A 22098-nucleotide genomic window follows, 5' to 3' on the forward strand; every position below is an offset into this window, starting at 1 on the left:
CGTGGATGAACCGATTCCGCCGGCTCCTCGTCCGCTGGGAGAAGCGCGAGCAGAACTACGAGGCAATGCTCCATCTCGCCTGTGCCTGGATCACGATGAAACTGGCTGGGGTTTTCGGATAGGCTCTTAGGACAGCGGCAGAGGCGCCCCGGGCTTGGGTACGGTTCGCGCTTCCCCAGAGGAGCACGCGATGACGACGAACGGCAAGTACAAGTGGGTGGGCACGCGTCCGATCCGGCACGACGGCGTGGACAAGGTGATCGGCAAGGCCAACTACGGCGCCGATCTCTCGTTCCCCGACATGCTGTGGGGCAAGCTGCTCCGTAGCCCCCACGCGCACGCGAACATCAAGCGCATCGACGTTTCGAAGGCGCTGAAGATCGACGGCGTGAAGGCCGTGCTCACCGCGAAGGATCTGCCCGACCTCGCGTCGCAGGCCGCCGAGGGCGGCGAAGGCCACGGCGGCGACTTCCGCGACATCTCGCTCAACTGCATGGCGCGCGACAAGGTCGTCTACCACGGCCACGCGGTCGCGGCGGTCGCGGCGACTTCCCAGGACATCGCGGACCTCGCGCTCGCAGCGATCGAGGTCGAGTACGAGGTGCTGAAGCCCGTGCTCTCGATCGATGCGGCGCTCGCGAAGGACGCGCCGATTCTTCACCCAGGCCTGCGTACGAAGGGCGTGAAGCCGGACTCGGTACCGACCAACGTGGCTTCGCGTGTCCAGTTCGGGAAGGGCGACATCGCGAAGGGCTTCAGCGAGGCGGAGTACGTCATCGAGCGCACGTACCGCACGCAGACCGTGCATCAGGGCTACATCGAGCCGCACGCGGTCGTCGCTCGCACGAACGCCGACGGCCAATCGATCGTGTGGTGCTGCACGCAGGGCGCGTTCATGGTGCGCAGCTACTGCGCCGCGGTGCTCGGCCTCGACGTCGGCCAGCTCAAGGTGATCCCGAGCGAGATCGGCGGCGGCTTCGGCGGCAAGACCACGGTCTACACCGAGCCGATCGCGATCGCGCTCAGCCGCAAGACGGGGCGCCCCGTGAAGATGGTGATGTCGCGCGAGGACGTGTTCCGCGCGACGGGCCCAGCGGGCGCGGCGACGGTCGAGATCAAGCTCGGCGCGAAGAAGGACGGCACGCTCGTCGCTGCGCAGTCGCGCATGTGGTTCGAGGCGGGCGGCTTCCCGGGCTCGCCGGTGGGCGCGGGCGCGATGACGGTGTTCGCGGCCTACGACATTCCGCACAGCGCGATCGAAGGCTTCGACGTCGTCACGACCAAGCCGAAGACGGCGGCGTACCGCGCGCCCGGCGCGCCGCAGGCGGCGTTCGGCATGGAGCAGGCGCTCGACGAGCTCGCCGCCGAGCTGCGCATCGACCCGATCGACCTGCGCATCAAGAACGCGGCGAAGGAGGGCGTGCAGGCGCCGTACGGCGCGAAGTTCAGCCGCGTCGGCTTCGTCGACACGCTCGAAGCCGCGAAGAAGCATCCGCACTATCGCGCGCCGCTCGGGCCGAATCAGGGCCGCGGCATCGCGTCGGGCTTCTGGTTCAACGTGGGCATGCAGTCGAGCGCGGAAGTGCACCTCGCCGAAGACGGCGCGGCGACCGTAATCACTGGCAACCCCGACATCGGCGGCTCGCGCGCATCGATGGCGATCTGCGCGGCCGAGGAGCTCGGCATCGACGTCGCGAAGGTGCGGCCGATCGTGGGCGACACCGACACCGCGGGCTATTGCGACCTGACAGGCGGCTCGCGCGTCACGTACGCGACGGGCATGGCGGTGATCGAGGCCTCGCGCGACGTGATCCGCCAGCTGCGCGAGCGCGCGGCCAAGATGTGGGGCTGCGACGTCGCGCTGGTCGAGTTCAGCGAGGGGCGCTGCCAGCCCGTGAAGGGCTCGGGCGTCGAGAACGACCCGCTCACCGTGGCGCAGATCGCCGCGGCGGCGGGCAAGACCGGCGGGCCCATCAACGGCCGCGCGCAGGTGAATCCGCCCGCGGCGGGCCCCGGCTTCGCGACGCATCTGTGCGACGTGCAGGTCGATCCCGACACCGGCCGCGTCGACGTCATCCGCTACACGACGATCCAAGACGCGGGCAAGGCCGTTCACCCGAGCTACGTCGAGGGCCAGATGCAGGGCGGCGCGTCGCAGGGCATCGGCTGGGCGCTCAACGAGGAGTACGTGTTCGACAAGCACGGCGTGATGGAGAACGCCGGCTTCCTCGATTACCGCATGCCGGTGGCGAGCGACCTGCCGATGATCGACACGGTCGTGCTCGAGATCGCGAACCCGCTGCATCCGTATGGCGTGCGCGGCGTGGGCGAGGTGCCGATCGTGCCGCCGCTCGCGACGGTCGCGAACGCGGTGAAGAACGCGACGGGCGTGCGCATGACCGACCTGCCGATCTCGCCGCCGAAGCTGCTCGCGGCGCTGCAGGCGCGTTCGTAGCGAAGGCGAGATGGCTGTCGTGATCGTGCCGAACGCATGCCGCGGGCTCACGGGGAGTGAGCGCGTGACGCAAGCTGCCGTGAACGTGGCCGGGTTGTTACGGGCGCTCGACGCCCGTTACCCGGGCTTCGCGGAGGCGCTCGGCCCGCGCTTCGCCGTCTCGATCGACGGCGTCATCCACGGCAATGCCGACTACGAGCGGATCGAAGACGACGCGGAGGTCGCGTTCTTGCCGCCGATCGCGGGCGGCTGAGCCGGAAAACTCGATCCAGCAGTCACGGAATCAGGAGACCCCCATGCAGAAGTCTTATGAAGCGCCGCGCTCGGTGGACGAGGCGGTGGCCGCGCTCGCGAAGCACGGCGCCGCCGCGCGCGTGCTCGCCGGCGGCACCGACCTGCTCGTGCAGCTGCGGAGCGGCGCAAAGAAGCCCGCGGTCCTGGTGGACGTGAAGCGCATCGCCGACCTCACCGCGATCTCGCTCGACGCGAAGGGCGCGACGATCGGCGCCGCGGTGTGCGGCGACGAGCTTTCGCACCGAAAGGACCTGATCGCGCTGTGGCCCGGCTTGTTCGAGTCCGCCGCGCTGATCGGCTCGAAGCAAGTGCAGGGCCGCGCGTCGATCGGCGGCAACCTGTGCAACTCCTCACCCGCGGCGGACACGACGCCGGCGCTGATCGCGAACGACGTGCGCTGCATCATCGCGGGCCCGCGCGGTCGCCGCGAAGTCGCGGCGGCCGAGTTCAACACGGGCCCGGGCAAGAACGTGCTCGCGGCCGACGAGCTGCTGGTCGCGCTGTTCGTGCCGCGCCCTGCAGCGCGCACCTCCGACGCGTACCTGCGCCTCATCCCGCGCACCGAGATGGACATCGCGGTGGTGGGCGCGGGCGTGAGGCTCACCCTCGACGCGAGCGGCGTGTGCACCGCCGCGCGCGTCGCGCTCGGCGCGGTCGGGCCAACGGCCTTCCTCGTGCCGGAGGCCGGGGCTGCGCTGGTCGGCAAGAAGCTCGACGACGCCTCGCTCGCCGCCGCCGCTGCTGCCGCGAGCGCCGCGGCGAAGCCGATCGACGACAAGCGCGGCACGATCGCGTACCGCAAGCACGTCGCGGGCGTGCTCACCAAGCGCGCGGCGCGCATCGCCGCCGACCGCGCCGCCGCCCGCCAATAACAACTCGCTCTCAGCCTCGGAGACTCCCATGCCCAAGCTCCACATCGAAACCACGCTCAACGGCGAGCCCGCCGAGTTCCTGTGCGAGCCGCACCAGACGCTGCTCGACGCGCTCCGCAACAACGTCGGCCTGACGGGCGTGAAGGAAGGCTGCGCAACCGGCGACTGCGGCGCGTGCAGCGTGATGTTCGACGGCCGCCTCACCTGCGCCTGCCTCGTGCTCGCCGCCGAGGCCGAGGGCCGCAAGATCGAGACCGTCGAAGGCGTCGCGGCGCCGGGCCAGCTTCATCCCGTGCAGCAGAAGCTGCTCGAGCACGCGGGCCTGCAGTGCGGCGTGTGCACGCCGGGCATCGTGGTGGCCGCGAAGGCGCTGCTCGAGAAGAATCCCGACCCGTCGGAGCGCGAGATCCGCTTCGGACTCGCGGGCAACCTCTGCCGCTGCACGGGCTACGACAAGATCATCCGCGCGGTGCAGGACGCCGCGGCGACGATGCGGGGCTGAGGCTTCTCAGCGGCCCGGCTTGCTCGCCGTCTTCTCGCTCGAAGGAGCGGGGGGGCGGCTTCACTGGCGGCATCGGGATCACGACGCCTGGTTTGGGGAAGCGTCCACTCCGATCGGATTTCGCGGTCGGTCTGGCCGGCTTTTCACTCATGAGTTCCTCCCGGGGTAGCGGGCGATAAAATAGTCGCGCGTCAGCTGGTCGGCCCGCGTGGACAGGGTCGAGTCGCTCGGAATCGTCAGCTCTCCAAGGCACCGATACTCGGCTTCCGCTTTGCGCTCTCGGAGCGAAATTCGCATCTCGTGAATTCGGCGCTCGTCCACAATTCCCTCGGCGACGTCGAACCAATCTCGTTCGGCGGCCAAGAGCAGCTGTTCGAGTTCCACGCGATAGCGGGGACACTTGTGAAGGCGTTCCCTCAGCGAGAAGACGTGGCGCACGGTCGCGATGACTTGTGATGCGGCGATCACTCCGGCCCAAACAAAGCCGAGCTCGCTCCAGATCGCCCAGCCGCTGATGCTCGCACTCGACGCGACCGCGAGGATCACGTCGATTCGCCTGTGAAGTGTCTCGTCCCGCTGAATGAGCTCGAGGAGGTAGTTCGACTCCCAACCGAACTCGGTCATCTCGGTCCAGTACTGCTGCTGACACGCACTCATGTACGCAACCTATGCCCGAGCCTCGCCGAGGCGCGACGAAAAAAATCGCCAAACGCTGCCAAACCGCGTCAGACCAGCGCCGAGAGCACCCGCGCGCCCGCATCATCGCAAGCTGTTACGGGAACGATCGCGATCTCGTCCGCGCCCGCGTCGAGGTAGTCGCGCAGGCGCGCGCGCAGCTGCTGCGCGTCGCCGAGCGCCGCGACTGTGCCGAGCAGGGCGCGCGGCACTTCGTGCGCGAGCTTCGCCTGCGGCTCGCCGCTGCGTGCGCGGTCGACGAGCGCGCCGAAGCCCGCCGCGCGGAACATCTCGCCGTAACCGGGCGGCGCGAGATAGACGCACACCTGGCGCGCGAGCTGCGCGATCGCCTCCGCGCCCGGATCGAGCGCAGCGGTGAGCCAAACCGCGAGGCGCGGGCGCGCGCGGCCGGCGGAGCGCGCTTCGCGCTCGAGCGTGGCGCGCGTCTCGCGCACCGCCGCGGGTGTGACGAGATTCAGCAGCGCGCGGTCCGCTTCGCGAGCGGCGACACCTAACATCTTCGGGCCGAACCCCGCGAGCGTGAGCTCCGGCGACGGTGCGGCGACGCGCAGCTTGAAGCCTCGCTCGTTGCGGTCGCCGCGGAGCAGCGGGCGCAGCGCGGCGATCGTCTCGCTCGCGCGCTCGGGAAGGCGCGCGTACTCGCGTCCGTGCCAGCCCGTGACGATCGCGGGGCTCGAGGCGCCGAGCGCGAGCCGCGCCGGGCGGCCGCCGAGCTCGCTCACGCTGCCCGCGCCGAGCGCGAGCGCGACGTGGCTGCGCACGCCGAGCGCGAGCGGGCCGAGCGTGAGCGCGAGCTTCGTCTCGCGCGCGATCGCGCCGCCCAGCGCGAACGCGTCGAACGTCGCCATCTCGCCGATCCACAGCTCGGGGTAGCCGAGGCGGTCCGCTTCGCGCGCGATCTCGAGCGCCTCGCTCGCGGGGCGCCCGAGCCAGTACGGCAGCACGACCGCGTGGGCGATTCGTCCGCTCATCGGCGTGACTTCCGGTCGCCGTGCGCGTTGAAGGAATCGGCGGAGTGCGTCGTCACATCGCCGACCCTATCGCGGGCGTGGCTAGTGTGCGCACGCCCATCAAGGAGCTCTCAATGTCCGCGTTCCGTTCGCTCGCTCGAGTTCTCGCCTTCTCACTCGTGTTCGCAGCAGCCGCAGCGATGTCCGCGCAAGTTCTGCCGCAGCCGCGCAATCAGGTGAGCTTCAGCGTGTTCGCCGAGCGCGAGGTCGCGAACGACTGGACCACGGGCACGATCGGTACGACGGCGTCCGGCTCGGATCCCGCGGAGCTCGCGGCGCGCATCAACAAGCAGATGACGGAGGCGCTCGCGCTCGCGAAGCAGGCGAAGGGCGTGAAGGTGACGAGCGGCTCGTACAACACGTACCCGGAGTACGGCGACGGCAATCGCATCGTGCGCTGGCAGGCGAGCCAGGACTTGATCCTCGAGAGCAAGGACACCGACGCGGTGGCGAAGCTGCTCGGCAAGCTGCAAGCGAAGGGCCTCTTGCTGCGCGGCATCTCGTTCTCGGTGTCGCGCGAGACGCAGCGCAAGCTCGAAGACGAGCTGATCGCCGAGGCGATCGAGAAGTTCCGCTCGCGCGCGTCGCTCGTCGCGAAGAGCTTCGGCAAGTCGAGCTACGGCCTGATCACGGTGAACGTGGGCGGCGGCGGCTTCCAGCCCCCGATGCCGTACATGCGCGCCGACATGGCGATGATGGCGAAGGCCGAGTCCGCACCCGCGCCGAGCTTCGAGGGCGGCACCAGCCACGTGCGCATGGACGTGAACGGCACGATCGAGCTCGAGTAAGCGCTCGCGCGCCGGCTGGGGTCAGCGCTTCGCCGCGAACGCTCGAATCGCAGCAAGCGCTTCGGGCTCGTCGAGCGCGGGCGCGTGGCCGCGATTCGGGACGATCGCCGCGAGCGTGTCGGGCTTGCGGCGGCGCATCTCGGCGAGTGTCGCCTCCGACAGGATGTCGGAGGTGGCGCCGCGAATCACGAGCGTCGGCACGCTCGCGAGCGGCGCCCATAACAACCACGGGTCCGCGGCTGCGGGCGCCGCGCCGCTTCCCGCGAACGGCTCGGCGATGCGCGGGTCGTAGTCGAAGCGCACGCCGCCGCCCGCGATCTCGGCGCACGCGCGGCGCGCGAACGCGAGCCAGTCCGCGTCGCCGTAGTCTGGGAACGCCGCGCCGTTCGCGGCACGGCACGCCTCGGCGGCCTCGCGCCAGCTCGCGAACGCGCCGCTCTTGCCCACGTAGCCGCGGATGCGCGCGAGCCCGGCTTCGTCGATCACGGGGCCGATGTCGTTAAGCACCGCGCCGCTGAGCAGACCCGGCTTCGCGCCGGCGAGCAGAATCGTGAGGAGGCCGCCGAGAGAGGTGCCGATCGCGAGCACGCGCGGCACGCCCGCGTGCGCGAGCAGCTCGACCACGTCGCGTAGGTACGTGCCGGGGTGATAGTTCGCGGCGTTCGGGTCGTATGCCGACTGCCCGCGGCCGCGCAGATCGGGTGAGAGCACGCGGCGCGAGCGCGCGAGCTCCGTGGCGAGCGCCTCGAAGTCGCGCGCGTTGCGCGTGAGGCCGGGCAGGCACAGCGCGGGCGGCAATGCGGGGCTCGGCGGCCCGGGGTAGTCGCGATAGGAGAGGGCGAGGCCGTCGCTCGAGACGTAGCTGCGTGTCGTCCACATGCACCCGAGGTTGCCGCGCCGACGCTCTTTTCCGCTCGCTCGCGTTCGCCGATGCGCGGCCACGATTCGCTTGCGCGCGGTACGTTCGCGCGCGACGCGAGGTACGCGAATCATGGCGATGCGGGCGACGACGATCGCGATCTGCGCCGCGGCGCTGCTCGTCACGGGCTGCACCGTGCCGACCGCGCGCATCCCCATCGACCCGCGCGGCCCTCAGCTCGCGACCGCGCAGTTCGGCGACTTGGTGGAACAAGTCGTCGACGCGCCGGGGAACCTCTACCTGCGCCGCCCGCGCCCCGACTTCAGCGCCTATCGCGCGCTGCGCTTCGAGCAGCCCGGGATCTACTACGACCCGCGCGTCACGCCGCCGCTCGTGCAGGACCACTCGATGCTCACGCGCAGCCTCGCCGACGTCGTGAGCACGGGCATCGGCCGCTCGATCCCGCTGCCGGTCGTCGCGCTGCGCGGCCCCGGCGTGCTGCGCGTGCGCGCCGAGGTGAGCAAGCTCGAGTTCGACCGTGCGCGCGCGTCGAACTCGCGCGTCACCTCGATCATCCAGCCCGGCGCCGCGGCGATGTTCGTGCTCGAGATCGCCGACGACGAGACGGGTACGCCACTGCTGCGCATCGCCGGCCGCCGCCAACTGCCAGGCGGCATCTACACGGGCCCGTGGGCGCCCGACATCGACCGCTCGATCCAGCTCTTCCGCGGTTTCGTCGAGGACGCGCGCAAGTGCCTCGCGTTCGTGGTGCGACCTGCGCGAGCGGACGGCGACGAGGCGAGTCGATGATGCAGCTCACGAAGAAAGGCTGACGCGCCGTGCCTAACAACCTCGGCGACCGCGACGACCGCTTCGAGCTCTCGCTCTTCTGGCGCAACTCGACGCTCTGGCCCGTCACGTTCTGCGTGATCGCCGGCCTGTCCGCGCTGGGCGCCTGGGCCGTGACGCTCGCGCTCACGCAACGCAACCCCTTCGCACGCCTCGCGCTCGCGCTCGCCGCGGCGATGACCCTGTTCGCGCTGTGGGACGCGCGCTCGCGCAAAGGCACGCTCGGCGGCGGCGCGGTGGTGGTGGGCGTGATCTGGGTGCTGAGCGCGATCGGCGGGTGGTGGCTGGCGGGGGTGGGGCGGTGAGGTTCACTCGCTGGCGAGGCGTCGCAAGACAGCCATGCATCTCGTGATTAAGGCGTCTGACCCCCTGAAGTCCTGAAACTCGTCGAGCCGCATGCCGACAGCGGGGCCAGCGAGGCCAAGGGTTCCCGCGTAGTTCTTTACAACGCCGCACGCGAACTTCTTCGATGAAGCGCCGAACTTGATGGACCGCCCGTTCGTGCCTTGGACGAGGATTGAGCTTCCCCGTCTAACGACCCGCGCACCTGACGCCTCGCAGGCGGTCAGGAAGTCTTTGACTGTCATCTCACTGACCGACGGGTCGTGGCTCGTCGTCCTCTCGCGCCACCAACTCGAAATTGACTCGACCACCTCATCAATCGGCCTCGCTCGGGTTTCGTCGGGGAACGTTCCGGCGGCTACCTGTGTGACGAACAAAAAATCTCGTCGTCAGAGACGTCTGAACGAAGGTGCCAACCGTTCCGGTCGAGAAAGGCCAGAGTGCCCACGAGTGCAGTGCGCTTGTTCCCGTTGTGAAATGGATGGTTCTTCACGAGCGAGTGAAAGAGGGCAGCTGCTTTTTGTGGAACGGTCCGGTACTTCTCGTGCTCACCAATCGAAGTCCGCGGCCGAAGCAACGCCGAAGCGAGAAGGTTCTTGTCGCGTGGCCCTGAAGGGGTGATCGGATCGCTCTCTCTGGCGAAGAACTCCACGAGTGCGAAATGGATGGCCAAGACTTCGCTCTCTGTGAGGAACTCGACAGACTCAGCAGAAGGCCGTGGAGGCGCGCCGCGGCGCTCAGGTTCTGAGGGGTGCGCGAGGTTGACCGCAACAGCCGTCCGAGTGTGGGGAGCGGCCGATCGTTCAACCAGGTCGACTCGTTGCGGGTTGAGCAGGGCAGTTGCCGGCGACGGAGTCGACTGACTGGGCGGCGCGAGTAGGAGCCGAATCGCAGCGTCTAGTCTGAACCGAGAAATCTGATCATTGATCGAGACAACCGGAACTCCAGCAGCCCGAAGCCGTATCAACGCCTCATCGGGGGTCATCTGAGCGCGGACCGCAAGATGCCGTACTCGTCGTTTGCGCATAGGCATGACTCCGTTGTTCCCCTGGTGAACGTCTTACAAGTCCGGCGTCTCGACCTCGTACCCGCTCTTCCTGAGCTCGCCGCAGATCTTTTGCAGGTGCTTCTCCCCCCGCGTCGACACCACGAACTCGACCTCCGCTTGCTTGATCGCGACGCGCCCGAACGCGCGCTCGTGCTCGATCTCGATCACGTTCGCGCCGCGATCGGCGAGGATTCTCGTCACGGTGGCGAGCGCGCCGGGGCGGTCGTCGATGCGAACGGTCAGGCGCACGAGGCGCTTCGAACGCGCGAGGCCGCGCTCGATCACGGAGCGGAGCACGAGTAGGTCGATGTTGCCGCCGCTGAGCACGACGCCGACGCGCCGGCCGGCGAAGAGCGCGCGGTGGCGCAGCACGGCGGCGAGCGCGGCGGCGCCGGCGCCTTCGGCCACGGTTTTCTCGATGTCGAGCAGCGCGAGCACGGCTTCTTCGAGGTCGACTTCGCTGACGAGCAGGATGTCCTTCGCGCGCTGGCGCAGGATCTCGCGCGTGATTGCGCCCGGACGCTTCACGGCGATGCCTTCGGCGATCGTGTCGCGGCCGCACGTGATCGCTTCGCCCGCGAGCGCCTGCTTCATCGACGGGAAGAGGACCGTCTCGACGCCGTAGACGGGCACGCCTTCCGCGGCGATCGCGCAGCCCGAGGCGAGGCCGCCGCCGCCGACGGGGATCACGAGCGCGTCGAGCCGCGCGTGATCCTCGAGCATCTCGAGCGCGACGGTGCCTTGGCCCGCGATCACGGCGGGGTCGTCGTAGGGGTGCACGAAGGTGAAGCCGTGCTCGCGCGCGAGCGCGCTGGCGCGGTCGTTCGCGGCGTTCAGGTCGTCGCCGAACAGCTCGACTCGCGCGCCGAGCTTCTCGGTGTGCTCCACCTTCGTGTTCGGCGTGTAGCGCGGCATCACGATCGTCGAGCGGATGCCGAGGCGCGTGGCGTGGCGCGCGACGCCCTGCGCGTGATTGCCTGCCGACATCGCGATCACGCCGCGCGCGCGCTCGGCGTCGCTCAGCTGGAGCAGCTTGTTGAGGGCGCCGCGCTCCTTGAAGGAGGCGGTGAACTGCAGGTTCTCGAACTTGATGAAGATCTGCGCGCCGGCGATCTCGGAGAGCGTCTTCGATTCGAGGCACGGCGTGCGCACGACGGCGCCCGCGATGCGGGCCGCGGCGGCGCGCACATCCGCGGCTGTTACGGGATCCGTCACGGCAACTGGTTCAGCTCGGACAGCTTCACCACGCGCGTCTCGACCGGCGGAAAGTCCCTCGCCTCGACCCAGCGGAACAGCATGCCGCCGCTCGTGTGGCCGCAGGTCGTGAGCCAGTTCTTCCAGCGCGGGCCCGGATCGCGGTGCGCCACGACGATGCGCACGCTGCCGTCGGGCTCGTAGTGCGCGATGACCTTGTTGGTGTGGATGCGCGCGTAGCGGTAGTCGAGCGACTCCATCCAGAAGTTGCTGAGCTGGAAGTTCCAGAACGCGCACTCGGGAATGCGCGTCGGGCGGATCCACAGCGCCTCGTCCTCCGCGAGCTGCCAGCGGCTCTGCAGGTAGTGGATCTGCGCGTCGCCGCCGACGGCCTGACACGTCTTCTGGTCGTCGCTCGGCAGCTGGTTCACGTGCGTCGCGTAGCGGCCCGTCATCCAGTCGACGAACAGGTTCGACGTGCCGCGCACGAAACCGACCGTGCGCTGCAGCGTCTCTTCGAGCGTCGCCGGATCGAGCTGCGGCACGCCGCTGCCGCCCACGCGCTCGATCTTGAACGTCGCCGGCACTTCCTTCGCGCGGTCGCCGTACGTGATGCGAATCATCAGCTGATTCGTCTCTCGCGTCATCGCGAGCCAGTTGCCCGGTCGCGGCTCGCACGAGACGGCGATCTCGAACGAGCCGTCGGGGTTGATCTTCATGTCGCGGCCGTCGAGCTGGCCGTGGGGCGTCATCGTGCCGTCCTTCTCGTAGCCGCCGCCCTTCGTGCAGAGCGAGACGTACGGCACCGTGCCGCGCTGGCCGGTGAGCTTGTACTCGTACTGCCCCGAGATCTTGCAGTTCCAGTAGATGTTGTCGGGGTTGTCGTTGCCGATCTTCACCGTCTCGTTCGAGAGCTGGTGAAAGTGCGGAAAGCGCGGGTCGCCGTGCTCGAGGTTCGCGTCGAGGCCGGCCCGTAACAACCGCGTCAGGTACCGGATGCCCTCGGCGCGATCGAGCGCGGTGGCGGGCGTGCCCTCGCGCAGGATCGTCTGGCCCGCCGCTTCGAGCGCGCGGCAGAAATCGCTCCACGCGCGGCCGTCGATCACGCGCTGGGTCTTCTCGTCCTGCGACATCGCATCACCTCGCGAGTTCTTTGCAGGGTACGATGGCCCGACTGGAGGTGCGATGCGCTGGCAGGATCGCGTGGGGAGCAAGCTGGTTTCGGTGCAGAGCGCGGTGGCGAAGGTCGCGTCTGGGCAGACCGTGGGCGTGGGCACGTACACGTGCACGCCACACACGCTGTGCCGCGCGCTCGCCGAACGCGGGCGGCGCGGCGAGCTGGAGAACGTGCGCATCGACCACGCGGCGTCGCTCTTCTGCTGGACCTCGCCTGACTTGCGGCGCGCCTTCGCACTGCACGACAACTTCGCGACCCCGTTCAACCGCCCCGCGATCCACGAGGGCGCGGTCGACTATCTCCCGATCAGCGTGTGGCAGGGCGGCGTGACGCCGCCGCACTACGACGCGAACCCGGACTTCTACCTCGTGCCCGTGTCGCCTCCCGACGCGCACGGCTTCTGCAGCTTCGGCCCCGGCGTGTGGTTCTCGAACTTGCTGGTGAAGGGCGCGAAGACGGTGATCGCGGAGGTCCACCCCGAGTTCATCAGGACCGGCGGCGACAACTTCGTGCACGTCGACGAAATCGACTTCTTCGTCGAGGCGGAGGAGGCGGCGAGCTCCGTGCTGCCGCCCGGCGCCCCGCCGAGCGAAGAGGAGCTCGCGCAAGTAGACACGATCTGCAATCTCGTCGCGGCCGATCTCATCAACGACGGCGACACGATCCAGATCGGCATCGGCACCGTGTCGGCGTCGCTCGCGAAGTTCCTCGGCTTCCGCAACGACCTCGGCATTCAGACGGAGCTGATCACGGGCGGCACCGCGGAGCTCGTGAAGCGCGGCGTCGTCACGGGCAAGTACAAGTCGATGTATCCCGGCAAGGTCGTGGGCAGCGCGCTGGTCGCGCTGGGGCGTGAGGAGCTCGACGCGATCGACGGCAACCCCGTGTTCGAGCTGTACGACTTCGGCACCACGGACGACCTGCGCCGGCTGATCCAACAGAAGAACTTCGTGGCGGTGAACAACGCGATGGTCGTGGACCTAACAGGTCAGGTGAGCGCCGAGGCGTGGGACCACAAGCCCTTCACCGGCGTTGGCGGCCAGACCGTGTTCATGATCGCCGGCGCGTACTCCGAGGGCGGGCGCTCGGTGAGCGTGGTGCCCTCGAGCTCGCGCCCCGCCGGAGGCGCGCGCGTCTCGCGCATCGTGCCGGCGCTCCCCGCCGGCACGCCCGTGACGGTGCCGCGCACGTTCGTCGACTACGTGGTGAGCGAGTACGGCGTCGCGCAGCTTCGCGGCAAGAGCGTGCGCGAGCGCGTGGGCGCAATGATCGAGATCGCGCATCCGGACTTCCGCGAACACCTGCGGGCCCAAGCGCGCGCGCTGTATCGGGTGTGACTCTTCGCCGCGGCTCCGCGAGTCGAAACTTTTTCGTGCTGCCCGCTTGACGCCCCCGCCGCCGGCGCACAGCAATCGTTTCGTCCGCGCTGAGGGATTGCGGACGCAACGAAGGAGACACCGATGAGCTTCCCCACTCTGTTCCGCCTGCACCGCCGGGAGCCTGCGCTGCGCGTCGCGGCGCATCCGGCGGTTCCGCTCGTCGACGAGATGAATCGCTTGTTCGACGACTTTTTCCGCGACTTCCCCGCCAACGCTGCCGAAGCGCGCTTCGTGCCGAGCCTCGAGCTCGAGGAGAGCGCGGACGTGGTGAAGATCTCCGCGGAGTTGCCCGGTCTCGAGGACAATGACTTCCAGCTGACGCTCGAAGACGGCGTGTTCGCTCTGAAGGGCGAGAAGCGCAGCGAGCGCGAAGAGAAGGACGAGCAGCGCGGCTGGACCCGCAGCGAGCGCAGCTACGGCAGCTTCGAGCGGCGCATCGCGCTGCCGTGCGAGGTCGTGGCTGAGAAGGCGAGCGCCGAGTTCAAGAACGGCGTGCTGAAGGTCACGCTGCCGAAGCAGGCCGAGGCCAAGCCGAAGGCGCACACGATCCAGGTGAAGGGTGCCTGACGCGCGGCGATGCCCCACAAGCGCGGCCCGCGTCTCGCGAGAGGCGCGGGCCGCTGCCTTCAGACGGTCGGGTTGACTCCGGGGAGCCTGCGGCGTTCACTCGCTGCATGCAGAGCTTCGTGCAGCCCACTCGCGAGGGCGCACCGCCCCTCGGCAAGGCCGCTTCGATCGCGCTCTATCTCGGCGTGCTCGCTGCTTCCGCGACGCTCGGTGCCGCAGCGCTGCGGGCGGGCACGAACCCCGGGGTCGTCGCGGGCGTGGGCTTCTTCTCACTGTGCGCACTCTTTCTCGCGCTCGAACGCTGGCGCCCGTGGCAGCGCGCGTGGAATCGCGGCTGGAGCGATCTGCGCGTCGACGCGCCGCTGATCCTGTGCGCCGCGCCGGCGGGCTTGCTCGTGAACCTCGCGGGCGACTTCGCGGGCGCGCACAGCCTCGGCATCTGGCCCGCGCACTGGCCGCTGCTCGCGCAGGCCGCCCTCGCACTCTTGCTGGGCGACTTCGTGCGGTACTGGTTCCACCGCGCCGAGCACTCCTGGCTCCCGCTCTGGCGCATCCACGCCACGCACCACAGCGCGGAGCGCCTCTACTGCATCAACGGCCCGCGCCTGCATCCGCTCGAAGTCGCGCTCTCGGGCGCGCTGCAGACCGCTCCGCTCGCGCTGCTGGGTGCGCCCGCCGGCGCGCTCGCGCTGCAAGTGATGCTCACCCTAGCGATCGGGCGCTTCCAGCACTGCAACCTCGCGCTCACGCTCGGCCCGCTCGACTGGCTGTTCAGCGCGCCCGACCCGCACCGTTGGCACCACGCGCGCGATCCGGAGACCGCGCGGTGCAACTACGGCGGCGACGTGTTGTTATGGGATCACCTGTTCGGGACGTTCCGGCTTCCGCGCGACCGTGCGCCCGGCAGCGACATCGGGATCCCGCACGGCGGCGAGTTCCCGCGCACGTTCCTCGGCGTGCTGGCTTCGCCGTTTACGTGGCCGCGCTTCACGCTGCGTGAGTAGGCTGGCCCCGGCGACCGGAGGCGCGATGCAGACGAACTATCCGTTCACGCCCGGCGGCGTAGCCGACTACCCGGTGAAGGTCGGCTCGATGCTGCTCACGCTCGTCGACCCCGAGCGCGGCTACGAGCGCGCGTACAACCGCTGGTACGAGCGCGATCACTTCTACGCGGGCTGCCTGATCGGGCCTTACCTGTTCGCTGGCGCGCGCTGGGTGGCGACGCGCGCGCTGAAGGATCTGCGCTGGCCGCGCGAGAGCGCGATCGCGCAGCCGTTCGACGCGGGCTCGTACATGGCGACTTATTGGGTGCTCGAGGGCCATCACGAGGAGCACTTCGACGCGTGGGCGCGGCCGCAGGTGCGCGAGCTCTACGCCGAAGGCCGCGGCTTCGCGAAGCGCACGCACGTGCACACGGCGCTGTTCGATCACCTGGGCGCGACGTATCGCGACGCGGACCCGGTGCCGATCGAGCTCGCGCTCGATCGCGGCTACGACGGGCTCGTCGCGGTGTGGCTCGACGGAATCGAGCGATCCGCCGCGCAGCTCGCGCGCGAGCTCGGGAAGGAGCTCGTGCCGCAGCTGCTCGCGGAGTCGAACGTGGAGATCGCATCAGCGTGGATGCCGAGCGCGGGCGAGAACGAGCCCAAGAACGTGCCGATGCATCTCGGCTCCCGCGCCGGCGGCCCCGAGCGCCTGTGCCAGCTGTTCTTCGTGACGGGCGACGTGCGCGCGCCGCTCGCGCGCTTCCGCAGCTACACGCAGGCGATCGAGAGCGCGGGCCTCGCGAAGACGCAGCTCGTCGCGCCGCTCGTGAAGACGGTCCCGGGGACGGAGAGGTACGTGGGGGAGCTGTGGTGAGGACGCAGGAGATCTCAGCCAACGGCCTTCGCTTCACCGTCGACCTCGCGGGCGATGCGGGCGCGCCGCTCGTGCTCCTGTTGCACGGCTTTCCGCAGACGCGGCACACCTGGCGCCACGACCTGCCGGCGCTCGCGGCGGCGGGCTGGCGCGCGGCGGCGCCGGATCAGCGCGGCTACTCGCCCGGCGCGCGGCCCAGTGGAGTCGAGCACTACGGCGTCGACGCGCTGCTCGCCGATGCGCTCGGGATCGCGGACGCGCTGGGCGCGCCGCGCTTCCATCTCGTCGGCCACGACTGGGGCGGGCAGCTCGCGTGGCTGCTCGCCGTGCGCCACCCCGCGCGCGTGCGCTCGCTCGCGGTGCTCTCGCGCCCGCATCCCGCCGCGTTCGCGCGCGCGATGGCGAGCGACTCCGCGCAGAGCGAGCGCTCGAAGCATCACCGCGCGTTCCAGGATCCGAAGACCGCCGACTTGTTACTGGAAGCCGGTGCGCGCCGGCTGCGCGGCATGCTGCGCGCGCAAGGCGTGCCGGACGCGGACATCGACGCGTACGTCACGCCGCTCGCGAGTCGCGCTGCGCTCGACGCGGCGCTGAACTGGTACCGCGCCGCGTTCGCGGGAAGCTCGGCGCTCGCGCTGAAGGATCTGCCGCCCGCGCGCGTGCCGACGCTGTTCGTATGGGGCGACGCCGACGCGACGGTGGGCCGCATCGCCGCCGAAGCCACGCGCGAGCACGTCGACGCGCCGTCCCGCTTCGTGGTGGTGCCGGGCGCGGGGCACTTTCTCACGGACCAGCAGCCCGAGCCGGTGACGAAGGCGCTGCTCGCGCATCTCGCGGAGCACGCGGGGGCGTAGCGGCACAGGCTGCTGGGTCTGACCCCGCGCTCCGCGAGCTTGGTCCCTCAGAACAGCATCTGCGGATTGCTCGCCGTGCGCACCAGCTCGAGCCGCGCGTTGCACATGCGCCGCCACGCGTCGCCCTCGGGCGCGAGCGCGTAGAAGCGGTCCTCCTTCATCGCGTTGACGGCGCGCTCCGCGATCGCGTCGGGCGAGATGCCCGTTGCGATCGCGGTCTTGATCGCGTTCTCGACCGCGTCGCGCTCCGGCGACGCCGGCTCGTCGCCGCGCTTCAGGTGGAGTGGGCGATTGCGCTCGGCGTGGCCGATGCGCGTCGCCACGAGCTCGGGGCACACCGCGGTCACGCCCACCGGCGCGCCGCGATTCTTCAGCTCGAGGTAGAGGCTCTCCGAGAGCGCGAGCGCGGCGTGCTTGCTCATGAAGTACGCGCTGCTGGTCGGCCCATACGTGAAGCCGGCCATCGACACGGTGTTGATCACGTGCGCGGGCTCGCCCTGCCTCAAGAAGATCGGAACGAACGCGCGAATGCCGTGCAGCACGCCGTAGACGTTGACGCCCATCACCCACTCGTAGTCGCTGAGCGGCGCCTCCCAGGTGAGGCCGCCCGCGAAGACGCCCGCGTTGTTGCAGATCACGTGCGCCTTGCCGAACGCCTCGAGCGTCTTCTCCGCGAGCGCCGTCACCGAGTCCTGCGAGCTCACGTCGCAGCGCACGGCGCGCGCGTCGACGCCTGCGCTTGTGAGCTCGCGCAGCGCGCCGCGCAGCGCTTCTTGCTCGACGTCCGCGATGACGACGCGCATGCCCTCCGCGCCGAGCCGCTGCGCGAGCGCGCGCCCGATGCCGCTCGCCGCTCCCGTAACGACCGCCACCTTGCCGCGCAGGTCCTTCATCGCGTCTCCCTCCCTGTGCTCCGATAGACGACGTACGCGTCGTATTCGAGCACGCGATTCTTCCAGAACAGCGCGCCGCGAAACACGCGCGGCACGTAGCCGGGAAAGAGGCGCTCCGGCTCGACCAGCAGTGGCTGCTCGTCGACACCTTTGACGCCCACGATCACGACATCCGGGCGCGCGCGCAGAACCGCCTCGTACTCGTTGAGCCAGGGCGCCGAGGCCGACGAGTCGAGGAAGGCGCCGCCCGTGCGCGCGCGATAGTTGTCGAAGCGATTGCTCTCGAAGTAAGGCTGCACGGCGAACGCGCCGAAGCCGAGCGCGAAGATCGTGTCGGGCTCGGTCGTCGTCTCTGCGAGATGGCGCGCGACGGCAGGCGCGCCGGAGTACGACTCACTCCAGTCGTAGCGCGCGCTGCGGAGCGCCCAGGAGGCGTGCACGAGCAGCACTGCCGCGAGCGCGGCCAGCGCAGCTCCCGCAGTCCACGCGCGTTCATGCTCATCGCGTTCGCGCGCGAACGCGACCCACAGAGCGAACACCCACAACAGGAAGAGCATGCCCTCGTGCCACTCGGAGTACGCTTTGGTGGCCGCGAACGCGATCAGCAACGCGGCGGGCAGAACGAAGGTCGCGAGCACGCGCCGCGCCGCGAGGATCGGGAGCGACGCGGCGATCACCGCCAGCGAGAGCGGCGCGATCTCAGTGAGGGACGAGCTCGAGAAACGCCACGCGACGGCGAAACCGCGGTCTGGATGAAGCGCGAAGCCTGGGACGACCATCGTGTGGTCGTTCGGCGGCCACAGCACGAGTGCGACGAAGGCGCCGACCGCGAGCAGTGCGCTCATCGCGAGTGCGTGCTGCTGCAGAGCGTGCGCGCCGAGCTCGCGTCGGTGAGAGAGCAGCTCGTACACGTGCAGCGCGCCGAGACCCGCCGCGATCAGCCAGCAGTGCACGCTCGCGAGCGCCAGCGCCGCGAGCAGCGCAGCAAGTGCGAAGGGACGCTCGAAGCGGCGCGGCCAAATCGCGGCGAGGGCAAACAAGACGAGTGGCGCGAGCGCGTACGGGCGCGCGACGACGGCGTACTGGTAGAGCGGGAAGTACGTGAAGGGGAACAGCGCTCGTACCCACGCAGGGAAGGGCGCGCGCAGAACGAACACCACCGCGCCGGCGAACGCGAAGAGAGCCGCGAGCACGTGCATCGATGCGAACGGCGCACCGCCGCGCGCGAGTGGCACGAGCAGCGCGTGCCAGAGGCCGGGATTGCCCTCGTAGCGGAGCCAGTGCGCGTAGAGCTCGAACAGGTCCGCATCGCGCGCGAGCAGCCACGCCTGCGCCTCGTCGAACCAAGGCTCGTGCCGCGGGATCAGCAGCGCGAGTGCGGCGCCATAACAAGCGAGCGCGGCGAGCTGCCAGAGCGCGGGCCGCGCCGTGCTCACCGGAGGCTCCGCGCGAGCGTTCAGCCGGGGGTCTTCTCGAATGCCGGCGCGCCCGCGAACACGGTCTGCCAGGGCTGCTTGTCGCAGGTGAAGATCGAAACGCCCGGCTTGTCGAACGCGCTCGGGTCGTCCAGCGATCCCACCTTGATGATCACCGCGCCCTTCATCCCCGGCGCGCGGCTCACCACGTGCGTGCCGCAGTTCGGGCAGAACTCGCGCGTGACCGGCGCCGCCAGATCCTTGCGCGCGAACTTCTTCACCTCGCCCGCGGTGTACTTGAACTCGGCCTCGGGCGTCACGATCAGCGGGAGCGCGTTGCCGCCGCTGAAGTACGAGCACTCGCGGCAGTGGCACATCAGCTTCATCAGCGGCGTGCCGCCCGCTTCGTATTTGAGCGATCCGCAATAACAATGACCTGTGAGAGCCATCTCGGCCTCCGAGCTCGGGTGAAGCGCGCACGCTAACGCGCAGCGCACGTGCGACGAAAGTGCGCGGCGCGATAGGGTCGACCGCGATGCTCTTCCACTTCGATTTCGCGATCTGGGCGCGCATGGTGTCGCTCGCCCTGCGCGAGCGCGGCGCGAGGCGCGCTTGGTACCTCTATCGCCTGCTCATCTGGGTGCCCGTCGTCGCGAGCACCCACGCCGTCTGCTTCTTCCTCGACGCCCTCCTGTTCCCGCGCTTGCGCCGCATCGAGGTGCGCTCGCCCGTCTTTCTCGTGGGCCACGCGCGCAGCGGCACGACGCTGCTGCACCGGCTGATGAGCCAAGACGGCGAGCGCTTCTGCTCGAATCGGATGATCGAGCTCTATCTGCCTTCGCTGCTCCAGAAGAAGTTGTTACGGGCGCTCGGCGCCTTCGACCGTCGCGTTCTCGGAAGGCGCCTCGCGAAGCGCGTGCGCGCGTGGGAGCAGCGCCGCTACCGCGCCACCAAAGACATCCACGCGATGGGCCTCTTCAAGCCCGAGGAAGACGACCTCTTCTTCTACTACTCGTGCGCGTCGGGCTTCTGGAGCACGAAGGTTCCGTACCTCGGCAAGATCGACTTCTTCGCGATCGACCGCTGGCCCGAGAAGCGCCGGCGCCGCCTGATGCGCTTTTACCGGGAGTGCATCAAGCGCCAGCTCTACGTCGACGGCGCGGACAAGATCTACACCTCGAAGAGTCCGGTGTTCGCGGGCCGCGTCGCCGCGCTGATCGAGGAATTCCCCGACGCACGCTTCGGCATCACGCTGCGCGATCCCGGCGAGACGATCCCGAGCCTGCTCAAGTTGTTACAGACCGCGTACCGCCTGCAGGGCGCGTCGCCCGAGGACGCGAAGCGCGCGCTCGAGGCACAGGTCGAGATCTCCCTCGAGTCCTACCTGCATCCGCACGAGGTGCTGGCAAAGCATCCCGGGACGAAGCGCGCGCTCGTCGACTACGCGCAGCTCACCGCCGCTCCGCGGGGCGCGCTGGAGAAGATGTACGCCGAGCTCGGCTTCGACGTGACGCCCGAGCTCGCGCGCGTTCTCGCCGCCGAGGAAGCGCGCGCGAAGAAGCACGAGACGAGTCATCGCTACAGCCTCGAAGAGTTCGGGCTCGCGAAGAACACGCTGCGTGAGCGGATGGCAAAGCTCTATGCGCAGTTCCACTGGCCGCGCGACGAGGAGACGAAGTGACGGAGCAAGCGAAACGAGAGCTGCGCGAAGCGTGGGACGCGCTGATCGCGGACTTGCAGCGCGCGCGCGACGCGATCGAGGACCCGAAGCTGTTCGCGCCGCCAGCGACCGAACGCGGCCTCGCCGAGGGCTACCGCTACCTGATGACGCTGCTCTACTGCGGCATCGAGCGCGGCTTCTTCGAAGATCCGCGCTTTCCGTACGTGCGCCGCGCGATCCAGGCGATCTCGAAGGCGACGATCGACAACGCCGACGCGATCTACTTCACGATGCCGATCGACGGCAACGAGACCTACTCGTTACGGGGCCGCGCGCGCGACACGCGCCACTGGCGCGGCGAGCCGCGCGCGAAGTCGGGGCTGCTCGCACCGCAGTACCTGATCTTCGAGTGCACGCGCGGCTTCACGGGCGACACCGGCTCGCTCGCCGAGCTGCGCTCCGGCGAGAAGGCGCTCGCGGGAGTGCTCGACATCTCGCAACTGCAAGTCGCAGCCGACGACACGTTCGAGATTCTGCTCGCGCCCGAGCGCCCCGCTGGCTTCACGGGCAACTTCCTCCCCACCAAGACGAGGCGCGGCCAGCGCGAGTTCGTCTGCGACTACGTGTCGGGCCGCCAGCTCTTCTACGACTGGTCGCGCGAAGAGCCCGTCGACCTCGTGATCACGCGCGTCGGCGCCGAGCGCGAGCATCCCGCCGCGTACACGCCCGCGCGCGCCGCCGAGCAGCTGCGCCGCGCCGGAGCGCTCGCGCGGGGCCAGATGCACTTCTGGAACGAGTTCTACGACGTGCTGCTCGAAACCCACGCCGACCGCAACGGCGACGGCAAGCGCTTCATGCCCCGAAACAGCTTCAACGACCCGAACGCCGCGAGCGGCGCCACCGGCGGCGGCATGAACAGCAACATCTACGCGGGGGGCGTCTACGAGCTGGAGCGCGACGAAGCGCTCGTGATCGAGAACGAGATCCTGATCGAGCCGATGTACATCGGGATGCACCTCTCGAACTTCTGGGGCGAGTCGTTCGACTACGCGAACCGCCTAACAAGCCTCAACGGCTTCCAGAGCGAGCGCTCGAGCGACGGCTGGCTGCGCTACGTCGTCGCGCACGAAGACCCCGGCGTTCCGAACTGGCTCGACACGACGGGCCAGCGCGAGGGCTTCATGTCGCCGCGCTGGGCCTACTTCACGAAGCCGCCCACCGAGCAGTGGCCGTGCATCCGCGCGAAGAAGGTGCCGCTGGCGGACGTGCGGAAGCACCTGCCCGCGGACACGCGCCTCGTGTCGCGCGAGGAGCGCATCGCGCAGATCAAGCTGAGGCAGGAGCACGTGCAGCGGAGGTTTCAGCAGTAACAAGCCTGCCGCCC

General features: G+C 69.5%; 25 protein-coding genes. 15 read left to right on the forward strand and 10 right to left on the reverse strand.

From position 1 onward, the window contains the following. From FJ091_18030 to FJ091_18050, 5 genes are all read left to right on the forward strand, one after another. Positions 1-122: IS5/IS1182 family transposase (locus FJ091_18030; protein MBM4385254.1), on the forward strand; the 122-nt coding region annotated here is incomplete at its 5' end. Positions 123-190: 68 nt separating this feature from the next. Then, complete coding sequence (locus FJ091_18035; GenBank protein ID MBM4385255.1) at positions 191-2455, forward strand: xanthine dehydrogenase family protein molybdopterin-binding subunit; 2265 nt, start codon at positions 191-193, stop codon at positions 2453-2455. 10 nt (positions 2456-2465) lie between these two features. Further along, a complete protein-coding gene (locus tag FJ091_18040) occupies positions 2466-2708 on the forward strand; it encodes a MoaD/ThiS family protein (GenBank protein ID MBM4385256.1) in 243 nt (80 codons plus the stop codon). Positions 2709-2751: 43 nt separating this feature from the next. Next, positions 2752-3621 (forward strand): FAD binding domain-containing protein, encoded by an 870-nt coding sequence (locus FJ091_18045; protein MBM4385257.1) that lies wholly within the window; start codon positions 2752-2754, stop codon positions 3619-3621. Positions 3622-3649: 28 nt separating this feature from the next. After that, positions 3650-4123 carry a (2Fe-2S)-binding protein gene (locus FJ091_18050; protein ID MBM4385258.1) on the forward strand — a complete coding sequence of 158 codons (474 nt, stop codon included), beginning with the start codon at positions 3650-3652 and terminating at the stop codon, positions 4121-4123. 147 nt (positions 4124-4270) lie between these two features. Here FJ091_18050 and FJ091_18055 read toward each other — a convergent pair whose 3' ends face one another. Then, entirely contained in the window at positions 4271-4780 is a 510-nt protein-coding gene (locus tag FJ091_18055; GenBank protein MBM4385259.1) for a hypothetical protein, read from the reverse strand. Between the two features lie 68 nt (positions 4781-4848). Continuing rightward, positions 4849-5790: an LLM class F420-dependent oxidoreductase gene (locus FJ091_18060; GenBank protein MBM4385260.1), complete on the reverse strand. Its 942-nt coding sequence runs from the start codon at positions 5788-5790 to the stop codon at positions 4849-4851. A gap of 113 nt (positions 5791-5903) precedes the next feature. Between FJ091_18060 and FJ091_18065 the strand changes: the two genes are divergently transcribed. Next, positions 5904-6617: an SIMPL domain-containing protein gene (locus tag FJ091_18065; GenBank protein MBM4385261.1), complete on the forward strand. Its 714-nt coding sequence runs from the start codon at positions 5904-5906 to the stop codon at positions 6615-6617. A gap of 21 nt (positions 6618-6638) precedes the next feature. On the opposite strand, the gene FJ091_18070 is transcribed toward FJ091_18065, so the two are convergent. Beyond that, the gene (locus tag FJ091_18070) at positions 6639-7496 is read right to left on the reverse strand and encodes an alpha/beta hydrolase (protein ID MBM4385262.1); all 858 of its coding nucleotides are present in this window, start codon (positions 7494-7496) and stop codon (positions 6639-6641) included. Between the two features lie 112 nt (positions 7497-7608). Here FJ091_18070 and FJ091_18075 point away from each other — a divergent pair, with 112 nt between their 5' ends. Beyond that, entirely contained in the window at positions 7609-8286 is a 678-nt protein-coding gene (locus tag FJ091_18075) for a hypothetical protein (protein MBM4385263.1), read from the forward strand. Positions 8287-8315: 29 nt separating this feature from the next. After that, entirely contained in the window at positions 8316-8630 is a 315-nt protein-coding gene (locus FJ091_18080) for a hypothetical protein (protein MBM4385264.1), read from the forward strand. A gap of 3 nt (positions 8631-8633) precedes the next feature. On the opposite strand, the gene FJ091_18085 is transcribed toward FJ091_18080, so the two are convergent. From FJ091_18085 to FJ091_18100, 4 genes are all read right to left on the reverse strand, one after another. After that, entirely contained in the window at positions 8634-9044 is a 411-nt protein-coding gene (locus FJ091_18085; GenBank protein MBM4385265.1) for a hypothetical protein, read from the reverse strand. Then, positions 9026-9319 (reverse strand): type II toxin-antitoxin system death-on-curing family toxin, encoded by a 294-nt coding sequence (locus FJ091_18090; protein ID MBM4385266.1) that lies wholly within the window; start codon positions 9317-9319, stop codon positions 9026-9028. Before FJ091_18090 ends, FJ091_18085 begins: the two co-directional genes overlap by 19 nt. 408 nt (positions 9320-9727) lie before the next feature. Next, a complete protein-coding gene (locus FJ091_18095; protein MBM4385267.1) occupies positions 9728-10930 on the reverse strand; it encodes a threonine ammonia-lyase in 1203 nt (400 codons plus the stop codon). Further along, positions 10927-12042 (reverse strand): DUF1214 domain-containing protein, encoded by a 1116-nt coding sequence (locus tag FJ091_18100; GenBank protein ID MBM4385268.1) that lies wholly within the window; start codon positions 12040-12042, stop codon positions 10927-10929. The genes FJ091_18095 and FJ091_18100 overlap by 4 nt, the downstream gene beginning before the upstream one ends. Before the next feature lie 52 nt (positions 12043-12094). Here FJ091_18100 and FJ091_18105 point away from each other — a divergent pair, with 52 nt between their 5' ends. From FJ091_18105 to FJ091_18125, 5 genes are all read left to right on the forward strand, one after another. Then, positions 12095-13423, forward strand: coding sequence for an acetyl-CoA hydrolase/transferase family protein (locus FJ091_18105; GenBank protein MBM4385269.1), 1329 nt, complete (start codon positions 12095-12097; stop codon positions 13421-13423). A gap of 123 nt (positions 13424-13546) precedes the next feature. Further along, positions 13547-14032, forward strand: coding sequence for an Hsp20/alpha crystallin family protein (locus tag FJ091_18110; protein MBM4385270.1), 486 nt, complete (start codon positions 13547-13549; stop codon positions 14030-14032). Between the two features lie 107 nt (positions 14033-14139). Next, entirely contained in the window at positions 14140-15036 is an 897-nt protein-coding gene (locus tag FJ091_18115) for a sterol desaturase family protein (GenBank protein MBM4385271.1), read from the forward strand. Positions 15037-15061: 25 nt separating this feature from the next. Next, positions 15062-15892: a hypothetical protein gene (locus FJ091_18120; GenBank protein ID MBM4385272.1), complete on the forward strand. Its 831-nt coding sequence runs from the start codon at positions 15062-15064 to the stop codon at positions 15890-15892. Continuing rightward, positions 15889-16746: an alpha/beta hydrolase gene (locus tag FJ091_18125; protein ID MBM4385273.1), complete on the forward strand. Its 858-nt coding sequence runs from the start codon at positions 15889-15891 to the stop codon at positions 16744-16746. Before FJ091_18120 ends, FJ091_18125 begins: the two co-directional genes overlap by 4 nt. A gap of 47 nt (positions 16747-16793) precedes the next feature. Here FJ091_18125 and FJ091_18130 read toward each other — a convergent pair whose 3' ends face one another. From FJ091_18130 to FJ091_18140, 3 genes are read right to left on the reverse strand one after another with little or no spacing between them, the layout of a single operon-like run. Beyond that, the gene (locus FJ091_18130) at positions 16794-17639 is read right to left on the reverse strand and encodes an SDR family NAD(P)-dependent oxidoreductase (protein ID MBM4385274.1); all 846 of its coding nucleotides are present in this window, start codon (positions 17637-17639) and stop codon (positions 16794-16796) included. Continuing rightward, positions 17636-19075 carry a hypothetical protein gene (locus FJ091_18135; GenBank protein MBM4385275.1) on the reverse strand — a complete coding sequence of 480 codons (1440 nt, stop codon included), beginning with the start codon at positions 19073-19075 and terminating at the stop codon, positions 17636-17638. The genes FJ091_18130 and FJ091_18135 overlap by 4 nt, the downstream gene beginning before the upstream one ends. A gap of 20 nt (positions 19076-19095) precedes the next feature. Then, positions 19096-19503: a GFA family protein gene (locus FJ091_18140; GenBank protein MBM4385276.1), complete on the reverse strand. Its 408-nt coding sequence runs from the start codon at positions 19501-19503 to the stop codon at positions 19096-19098. An 86-nt stretch (positions 19504-19589) separates the two neighbouring features. On the opposite strand from FJ091_18140, the gene FJ091_18145 reads away from it, so the two are divergent. Together FJ091_18145 and FJ091_18150 are read left to right on the forward strand one after the other, a co-directional pair. Beyond that, complete coding sequence (locus FJ091_18145; protein ID MBM4385277.1) at positions 19590-20735, forward strand: sulfotransferase; 1146 nt, start codon at positions 19590-19592, stop codon at positions 20733-20735. Further along, the gene (locus tag FJ091_18150; GenBank protein ID MBM4385278.1) at positions 20732-22084 is read left to right on the forward strand and encodes a hypothetical protein; all 1353 of its coding nucleotides are present in this window, start codon (positions 20732-20734) and stop codon (positions 22082-22084) included. Before FJ091_18145 ends, FJ091_18150 begins: the two co-directional genes overlap by 4 nt. The last annotated feature ends 14 nt before the right edge of the window (positions 22085-22098 follow it).

The sequence above is a fragment of the Deltaproteobacteria bacterium genome (genome assembly GCA_016875395.1).
Lineage (GTDB): Bacteria > Myxococcota_A > UBA9160 > UBA9160 > UBA6930 > VGRF01.

Coding starts and splice junctions, on each gene's coding strand:
- FJ091_18145 (MBM4385277.1), top strand. CDS start 19,590: ATGCTCTTCCACTTCGATTTCGCGATCTGGGCGCGCATGGTGTCGCTC.
- FJ091_18140 (MBM4385276.1), bottom strand. CDS start 19,503: ATGGCTCTCACAGGTCATTGTTATTGCGGATCGCTCAAATACGAAGCG.
- FJ091_18105 (MBM4385269.1), top strand. CDS start 12,095: ATGCGCTGGCAGGATCGCGTGGGGAGCAAGCTGGTTTCGGTGCAGAGC.
- FJ091_18130 (MBM4385274.1), bottom strand. CDS start 17,639: ATGAAGGACCTGCGCGGCAAGGTGGCGGTCGTTACGGGAGCGGCGAGC.
- FJ091_18060 (MBM4385260.1), bottom strand. CDS start 5,790: ATGAGCGGACGAATCGCCCACGCGGTCGTGCTGCCGTACTGGCTCGGG.
- FJ091_18115 (MBM4385271.1), top strand. CDS start 14,140: ATGCAGAGCTTCGTGCAGCCCACTCGCGAGGGCGCACCGCCCCTCGGC.
- FJ091_18075 (MBM4385263.1), top strand. CDS start 7,609: ATGGCGATGCGGGCGACGACGATCGCGATCTGCGCCGCGGCGCTGCTC.
- FJ091_18040 (MBM4385256.1), top strand. CDS start 2,466: ATGGCTGTCGTGATCGTGCCGAACGCATGCCGCGGGCTCACGGGGAGT.
- FJ091_18050 (MBM4385258.1), top strand. CDS start 3,650: ATGCCCAAGCTCCACATCGAAACCACGCTCAACGGCGAGCCCGCCGAG.
- FJ091_18100 (MBM4385268.1), bottom strand. CDS start 12,042: ATGTCGCAGGACGAGAAGACCCAGCGCGTGATCGACGGCCGCGCGTGG.
- FJ091_18065 (MBM4385261.1), top strand. CDS start 5,904: ATGTCCGCGTTCCGTTCGCTCGCTCGAGTTCTCGCCTTCTCACTCGTG.
- FJ091_18120 (MBM4385272.1), top strand. CDS start 15,062: ATGCAGACGAACTATCCGTTCACGCCCGGCGGCGTAGCCGACTACCCG.
- FJ091_18110 (MBM4385270.1), top strand. CDS start 13,547: ATGAGCTTCCCCACTCTGTTCCGCCTGCACCGCCGGGAGCCTGCGCTG.
- FJ091_18045 (MBM4385257.1), top strand. CDS start 2,752: ATGCAGAAGTCTTATGAAGCGCCGCGCTCGGTGGACGAGGCGGTGGCC.
- FJ091_18070 (MBM4385262.1), bottom strand. CDS start 7,496: ATGTGGACGACACGCAGCTACGTCTCGAGCGACGGCCTCGCCCTCTCC.
- FJ091_18035 (MBM4385255.1), top strand. CDS start 191: ATGACGACGAACGGCAAGTACAAGTGGGTGGGCACGCGTCCGATCCGG.
- FJ091_18055 (MBM4385259.1), bottom strand. CDS start 4,780: ATGAGTGCGTGTCAGCAGCAGTACTGGACCGAGATGACCGAGTTCGGT.